Below are 7554 nucleotides of genomic sequence, written 5' to 3'. Positions count from 1 at the left end.
GCCAGTTTTGGATGCAGTTCCCAGGTTGAGCCCGGGGATTTCACATTCAACTTAACAAACCACCTACGCGCGCTTTACGCCCAGTAATTCCGATTAACGCTTGCACCCTCTGTATTACCGCGGCTGCTGGCACAGAGTTAGCCGGTGCTTATTCTGTCGGTAACGTCAAAACAATCACGTATTAGGTAACTGCCCTTCCTCCCAACTTAAAGTGCTTTACAATCCGAAGACCTTCTTCACACACGCGGCATGGCTGGATCAGGCTTTCGCCCATTGTCCAATATTCCCCACTGCTGCCTCCCGTAGGAGTCTGGACCGTGTCTCAGTTCCAGTGTGACTGATCATCCTCTCAGACCAGTTACGGATCGTCGCCTTGGTGAGCCATTACCTCACCAACTAGCTAATCCGACCTAGGCTCATCTGATAGCGCAAGGCCCGAAGGTCCCCTGCTTTCTCCCGTAGGACGTATGCGGTATTAGCGTCCGTTTCCGAGCGTTATCCCCCACTACCAGGCAGATTCCTAGGCATTACTCACCCGTCCGCCGCTCGCCACCAGGTACAAGTACCCGTGCTGCCGCTCGACTTGCATGTGTTAGGCCTGCCGCCAGCGTTCAATCTGAGCCATGATCAAACTCTTCAGTTCAAACATCTAACTGGGTTTTGAGAAAACCCTAAACTTGGCTCAGCAATCGTTGGTTACATCTTTGATTTCTCGCGGAGTAACTTGGGTTGCTGATAATCTGTTGACTTCAGTCTGACACCACAAGCACCCACACGAATTGCTTGATTCAGTTGTTAAAGAGCGGCTGGTTAAGACCTTTCGTCTCAACCGAGGCGCGCATTCTACAGCGCCCTCTGTATCTGTCAAGCGGTTATTTCAAGAAGTTTTCAAAGTTTCCTTTGCAACTTCAACCACTTGCGCTGCGATCAACTCTGGAGTTGCTCATCAGCGGGAGACGAATTCTACAGCGTTACAACCGCGTGTCAAACTCTTTTTCCTCACCGCTGTCGATCAATCCAGACCCGACCTCCTTCCTCGCTGACTCTTCACTCCAAAACCTTGCAAACTATTGATTTACAAGACTTTTTCGTTTCCGTCTGCGCCGGAAGTGGGGCGAATTATAGACACCTGACAGAGGGCGTCAACCGTTAATTTAAAAAATCTTCGCCCTGCTTTGCGACGCCCCTGTAAACACGGGAGATCCTCTTTAAAGACGATCTCCCTTCCGTAGAATTTACAGGCTCGGAAAGGCAAATTGCGACGCTTCGTGGCTAGCACGTTGCGGCCAGCGCTGAGTAATGGCCTTGCGACGGGTATAGAAGCGCACACCATCGGGACCGTACGCATGCAGGTCGCCGAACAGGGAACGCTTCCAGCCACCAAAGCTGTGATAAGCCACTGGTACTGGCAGCGGAACGTTGACCCCGACCATCCCCACTTCAATCTCGTCGCAGAACAGACGCGCCGCTTCACCATCGCGGGTAAAGATGCAGGTGCCGTTGCCGTATTCGTGATCGTTGATCAGTTGCATGGCCTGCTCAAGGCTGTCCACACGCACGATGCACAGCACCGGCCCGAAAATCTCTTCTTTATAGATACGCATCTCTGGCGTCACGCGATCGAACAGGCAGCCACCCATGAAGAACCCCTGTTCATGCCCGGCAACCTGAAGATTGCGCCCATCGACCACCAAGGTTGCGCCCGCTTGCACACCGTCTTCTATATAGCCGCCGACCTTGTCGCGATGCTGCCCGGTGACCAGTGGCCCCATGTCCAAGCCACAGGTCGTGCCCGCACCGATCTTCAGGCTCTGGATTTGCGGAACCAGCTTGGCCACCAATGCATCAGCGATCTGATCGCCAACGCACACCGCGACCGAGATCGCCATGCAACGCTCGCCGCAGGATCCGTAAGCTGCGCCCATCAAGGCACTCACGGCATTGTCCAGATCGGCATCCGGCATCAACACCGCATGATTCTTGGCGCCACCGAGGGCCTGAACGCGCTTGCCCCGCGCTGCGCCTTCCTTATAGATGTACTCGGCAATAGGCGTAGAACCGACGAAGCTGAGCGCCTTGACCTCCGGCGCTTCGATCAGCGCATCGACCGCGACCTTGTCACCGTGAACCACATTGAGCACACCCTTCGGCAGCCCCGCTTCATGCAGCAGTTCGGCAATCAACAGCGTTGAACTGGGATCGCGCTCCGACGGCTTGAGGATGAAGCAGTTACCGCACGCAATGGCCAGCGGGTACATCCACAGCGGCACCATGGCCGGGAAGTTGAACGGGGTAATACCGGCAACGATACCCAGCGGCTGAAAGTCAGACCACGCATCGATGTTCGGCCCGACGTTGCGGCTGTATTCACCCTTGAGCACTTCAGGCGCGGCGCAGGCGTACTCCACGTTTTCAATGCCGCGTTTCAGCTCGCCCGCCGCATCTTCCAGGGTCTTGCCGTGTTCTTCACTGATCAATTGGGCAATGCGTGCCTCGTTCTGCTCGAGCAGCTGCTTGAAACGGAACATCACCTGAGCACGCTTGGCCGGCGGCGTATTGCGCCACGCCGGAAAGGCAGCCTTGGCCGAGTCGATTGCCTTCTGAACTGTTTCGCGATCGGCCAGCGCTACCGTGTGGATAACCTGCCCGGTCGACGGGTTGAACACGTTGGCGCTACGACCTTCAGCAGAAACGAACTCGCCGTGGATCAGGTGTTGAATGCTGCTCATGGAAAACTCCGGATAAAGGCAGCGGGCGTGAGTCAGCTCACACCCGATGCGATAAGGGCACGCATATAAGAAGAGAGCCTGCCAGCGCGGTCAGTCGATCAGATTCAGGGTTTCGCCGACGGCATCGAACAATCGATCAAGATCCTGCGCCTGGCTGTTGAAGGTCGGCCCGAATTGCAGGGTGTCACCGCCAAAGCGCACGTAGAAACCGGCTTTCCACAGCTTCATGCCCGCCTCGAAGGGGCGCACGATGGCATCGCCGTCACGCGGTGCGAGCTGGATGGCACCTGCCAGACCGTAATTGCGGATATCGACCACGTTTTTCGCGCCCTTGATACCGTGCAGCGCACGTTCAAAATGCGGCGCGACTGCGGCGGCCTGCTGCACCAGATTCTCCCGTTGCAGCAGTTCAAGCGCCGCCAGCCCGGCCGCACACGCCACAGGGTGGGCGGAATAGGTATAGCCGTGAGGGAATTCGACGGCGTACTCCGGCGTCGGCTGATTCATGAACGTTTGATAGATCTCGCTGCTGGCGATTACCGCGCCCATGGGGATAGCGCCATTGGTGATCTGCTTGGCGATGCACATCAGGTCAGGCGTGACACCGAAACTATCGGCGCCAAACATCGAGCCCGTACGACCGAAGCCGGTGATGACTTCATCGAAGATCAGCAGGATATTGTGCTGATCACAAATCTCACGCAGCCGCTTGAGATAGCCTTGCGGTGGAACGATCACACCGGCCGAGCCCGACATGGGTTCGACGATCACTGCAGCGATGTTCGACGCATCATGCAACTCGATCAGCTTGAGCATCTCGTCAGCCAGCGCGATACCGCCCGCCTCGGGCATGCCCTTCGAGTACGCATTGCTGGCCAGCAGGGTGTGCGGCAAGTGGTCGACGTCCATCAACTGGCCGAACATCTTGCGGTTGCCATTCACTCCGCCCAGGCTGGTACCCGCCACATTCACGCCGTGATAGCCGCGTGCCCGACCGATCATCTTGGTCTTGGTCGCCTGGCCTTTCAGCCGCCAGTAGGCGCGCACCATCTTCACCGCCGTATCCGCGCACTCGGAACCCGAGTTGGTATAGAAGACGTGGTTGAGATTGCCCGGCGTCAGGTCGGTAATCTGTTCTGCCAGCTGGAACGAAAGGGGGTGCCCGAACTGAAAGCCGGGCGAGTAATCCAGCACACCCAGCTGCCGGGACACGGCTTCCTGAATTTCCTTGCGCGTGTGCCCGGCGCCACATGTCCACAGACCGGAAAGCGCATCGTAGATCTTGCGTCCCTTGTCGTCTGTCAGATAGCTGCCATGCGCGGCCACGACCATGCGCGGGTCGCGCTGGAAATTTCGATTCGCGGTGTAAGGCATCCAGTGAGCATCGAGCTTCAACTGACGGGTGACAGGCACATCGGACACTTCGAACATATTCATGGGAGCAAGCCTCGCAGGCGCTGAACGATCAGTCATTGCAGCTAAGGTGCCACGCGGATAAAGTTCATAAAACCCGACTTTTACGATCTTTGGTTTGGTAATTACTAAACAATGAATATCCGTCGTTCCGATCCGGTGTCGCAGGTCAGTGATTTTGATATCCGCTTGCTGCGCCTATTCAAAAGCGTTGTCGAAGCGGGTGGCTTTTCTGCGGCTGAAAGCGTGCTCGGCATTGGCCGATCCGCGATCAGCCAGCAGATGAGTGACCTGGAACAACGCCTCGGCCTGCGCCTGTGCCAGCGAGGCCGCGCCGGTTTTTCACTGACCGACGAGGGGCGCGAAGTCTATCAGTCGTCTTTGCAACTGCTCAGCGCGCTGGAAAGCTTCAGGACAGAGGTCAACGGCCTGCACCAGAACCTGCGCGGCGAACTGAACATCGGCCTGACCGACAATCTGGTCACCCTCCCCCACATGCGCATTACACACGCCCTGGCTCGACTGAAAGAGCGCGGGCCGGGCGTGCACATCAACATCCGCATGATTGCCCCCGCCGAAGTCGAGCGCGGTGTACTCGACGGCGGCCTGCATGTCGGTGTCGTGCCGCAGGCCAGTGCTTTGCCGGGGCTTGAGTATCATTCTTTATACAGCGAGCGCTCGCTGCTCTACTGCGCGGTCGGGCATCCGCTCTTTTACGCCGACAATGCCGCGCTGGATGACGCACGCCTCGCACAACAGGAAGCCATCGCTCCGACCTTTCGCCTGCCCAACGATGTTCAGGACCACTATCAGGCACTGACCTGCACGGCCAGCGCGTCTGACCGGGAAGGTATCGCCTTCCTGATTCTGACCGGTCGCTACATAGGCTACCTGCCCGATCATTACGCCAATGCCTGGGTGCAGGAAGGCAGGCTGCGCGCATTGAAACCGGATTCGAAGTTCTACGACCTCAACCTGGTGACCGTCACCCGCAAAGGCCGGCGCCCTCATTTGGTGCTGGAGAGCTTTCTGGAAACACTTGCCGCTACCCGATGACACATTTGTGCCCGGTAACTGGCCGCTTCGACGACGCTGCAGCGCGGTTTGAAAGCGCTATCAAGCTGATATTTATTGAAATAACCGGACTCAAATAAAAATAACCTGAGCAACTGGACAGCTTTTTGCAGTAGTCCCGAACAATGACACGCCAGCACATGGCATTTCCCCGTCCGAGACCTCGCCATGCAGCCTGAAACACTCGACAACGATGATCTGATCTACGGCCTGAACGATCGCCCCAAACCCTGGACGGCCCTATTGGCTGCGTTCCAGCACGTTCTCGCCAGCTTCGTGGGGATCATCACTCCGCCCCTGATCATCGGCTCGACCCTCGGCCTGACCCAATACATGCCGTACCTGATCAGCATGGCCTTGATGGTCTCGGGCACCGGTACGTTCATCCAGGCGCGCCGCCCGTTCGGTATCGGCGCGGGCATGATCTGCCTGCAAGGCACCAGCTTCGCGTTCCTGGGCGCCGTGTTGTCCGCAGGCTTTCTGGTCAAGCAGCGCGGCGGCAGCCCGGAGGACATCATGGCGATGATCTTCGGCGTGTGCTTTTTCGGTGCGCTGGTGCAGATCGCACTGAGTCGCTGCATTAGCCAGTTGCGAAGGGTCATCACGCCGCTGGTGACCGGCATTGTCATCACGCTGATTGGTGTGAGCCTGATCAAGGTGGGCGTGACAGACCTGGGCGGCGGCTTCGACGCGCCGGACTTTGGCGCCCCGGTGAATCTGGCGCTGGGCGCGTTCGTGCTGGCCGTGATCATTGTGCTCAATCGCTCGACTACGCCCTGGGTACGTTTGTCAGCCATCATCATCGGCCTGGCGGTCGGCAGTCTGGCCGCGTGGTTCAGCGGCAAACTGGTGCCGCAACCCCTTCACGACCTGCCATTGATCAGCGTTCCGATGCCCTTCCGCTTCGGCTTCAATTTCGACTGGAGCGCTTTCCTGCCTGTCGCGCTGATTTATCTGATCAGCAGCATCGAAACGGTCGGCGACCTGACCGCCAATTGCATGCTCGCGCGCCAGCCCATCAGCGGCCCGAGCTACCTGGCCCGCCTCAAGGGCGGCGTACTGGGCGATGGCGTCAGCTGCATGATCGCCGCGACCTTCAGCGCATTTCCCAATACCACCTTTGCGCAAAACAACGGTGTGATCCAGTTGACCGGCGTTGCCAGTCGCTACGTCGGGCTGTACATCGGCGCGGTGCTGTTCGTGCTCGGGCTGTTTCCGCACATTGGTGCCATCGTTCAGCAGATCCCTAAGCCGGTGCTCGGCGGCGCAACGCTGGTCATGTTCGGCAGCGTCGCGGCGGCCGGTGTACGCATTCTGGCCCAGTCGCCGCTCGACCGACGCAGCATGCTGATCATTGCGACGTCATTGGGTGTCGGTCTGGGCATTGCGTCGCAGCCTGCGCTGCTGCATCAATTGCCGAAACTGGTGCAGAACCTGTTCGATTCGGCCATCACCAGCGGCGGTATCACGGCCATTGTCATGTGCCTGCTGATTCCGGAAAGCAAAGTCGCCGCCGCTACGACCGACGACGTGCCGGAACCCGAACCTGTGGAGCAACCACGATAACTTTGCATGCCGCGCCCGCACCGACGCTTGCGAGATGCTCGCCGGTGCGCTATCTGTTCATCCGTCGCGCCCTACGACCTGTCCGGAATTGCCCATGACCCTTGAAGTCCCCGCACACAGCGCTCACGTCACCAAGCCTGCAAGCCGTATTCGTCAGAAGAACGAAGAAGCGATCATTCAGGCGGCCGAAGATGAATTTGCCCGCCACGGTTTCAAGGGCACCAGCATGAACACCATCGCGATCAAGGCGGGGCTGCCAAAAGCCAATCTGCATTACTACTTCACCAACAAACTCGGCCTGTATGTCGCGGTGCTCAGCAACATCATCGATTTGTGGGACAGCACCTTCAACCACCTCAGCGTCGAAGACGACCCGGCAGAGGCGCTGGCCCGCTATATTCGCGCCAAGATGGAGTTCTCGCGCCGCCAGCCACAGGCCTCGCGGATCTTCGCCATGGAAATCATCAGCGGTGGCGAATGCATGAGCGAGTACTTCAGCCAGGATTACCGCCTGTGGTTCCAGGGCCGGGCCGCGGTCTTTCAAGCCTGGATCGACGCCGGCAAGATGGACACCGTTGACCCGGTGCACCTGATCTTCCTGCTATGGGGCAGCACCCAGCACTATGCCGACTTCGCCTCGCAGATCTGTCGCGTCACCGGTCGCTCCCGACTGACGCGCCAGGACATGGATCAGGCCAGCAACAATCTCATTCGAATCATCCTCAAAGGTTGTGGGCTCACGCCGCCAGCCTTGTAGAATCGTCGCCTGGAC

General features: G+C 58.4%; 5 protein-coding genes and 1 rRNA gene (1 of these 6 only partly in view). 3 read left to right on the top strand and 3 right to left on the bottom strand.

Annotated elements, in window-relative coordinates; genetic code table 11:
• From V476_RS14480 to aptA, 3 genes are all read right to left on the bottom strand, one after another.
• Window positions 1-643: ribosomal RNA gene (locus V476_RS14480) — 16S ribosomal RNA — on the bottom strand (it extends 896 nt beyond the left edge of the window).
• Between the two features lie 592 nt (window positions 644-1235).
• On the bottom strand, window positions 1236-2729 hold the full coding sequence (locus V476_RS14475; RefSeq protein WP_003422228.1) for a CoA-acylating methylmalonate-semialdehyde dehydrogenase: 1494 nt from the start codon (window positions 2727-2729) through the stop codon (window positions 1236-1238).
• A gap of 90 nt (window positions 2730-2819) precedes the next feature.
• Window positions 2820-4166 (bottom strand): omega-aminotransferase AptA, encoded by a 1347-nt coding sequence (aptA, locus tag V476_RS14470; RefSeq protein ID WP_003414655.1) that lies wholly within the window; start codon window positions 4164-4166, stop codon window positions 2820-2822.
• A 111-nt stretch (window positions 4167-4277) separates the two neighbouring features.
• Between aptA and V476_RS14465 the strand changes: the two genes are divergently transcribed.
• The 3 genes from V476_RS14465 (at window position 4278) to V476_RS14455 (ending at window position 7539) form a co-directional block, all read left to right on the top strand.
• The gene (locus V476_RS14465; protein WP_024661731.1) at window positions 4278-5198 is read left to right on the top strand and encodes a LysR family transcriptional regulator; all 921 of its coding nucleotides are present in this window, start codon (window positions 4278-4280) and stop codon (window positions 5196-5198) included.
• 186 nt (window positions 5199-5384) lie between these two features.
• A complete protein-coding gene (locus tag V476_RS14460) occupies window positions 5385-6782 on the top strand; it encodes a uracil-xanthine permease family protein (protein ID WP_024961429.1) in 1398 nt (465 codons plus the stop codon).
• Window positions 6783-6876: 94 nt separating this feature from the next.
• The gene (locus V476_RS14455; RefSeq protein ID WP_024961428.1) at window positions 6877-7539 is read left to right on the top strand and encodes a TetR/AcrR family transcriptional regulator; all 663 of its coding nucleotides are present in this window, start codon (window positions 6877-6879) and stop codon (window positions 7537-7539) included.
• The last annotated feature ends 15 nt before the right edge of the window (window positions 7540-7554 follow it).

Source organism: Pseudomonas syringae KCTC 12500 (assembly GCF_000507185.2).
GTDB lineage: Bacteria > Pseudomonadota > Gammaproteobacteria > Pseudomonadales > Pseudomonadaceae > Aquipseudomonas > Aquipseudomonas syringae.
This window is presented reverse-complemented; position numbering and strand designations above follow the sequence as displayed.

Coding starts and splice junctions, on each gene's coding strand:
- V476_RS14455 (WP_024961428.1), top strand. CDS start 6,877: ATGACCCTTGAAGTCCCCGCACACAGCGCTCACGTCACCAAGCCTGCA.
- aptA (WP_003414655.1), bottom strand. CDS start 4,166: ATGAATATGTTCGAAGTGTCCGATGTGCCTGTCACCCGTCAGTTGAAG.
- V476_RS14475 (WP_003422228.1), bottom strand. CDS start 2,729: ATGAGCAGCATTCAACACCTGATCCACGGCGAGTTCGTTTCTGCTGAA.
- V476_RS14465 (WP_024661731.1), top strand. CDS start 4,278: ATGAATATCCGTCGTTCCGATCCGGTGTCGCAGGTCAGTGATTTTGAT.
- V476_RS14460 (WP_024961429.1), top strand. CDS start 5,385: ATGCAGCCTGAAACACTCGACAACGATGATCTGATCTACGGCCTGAAC.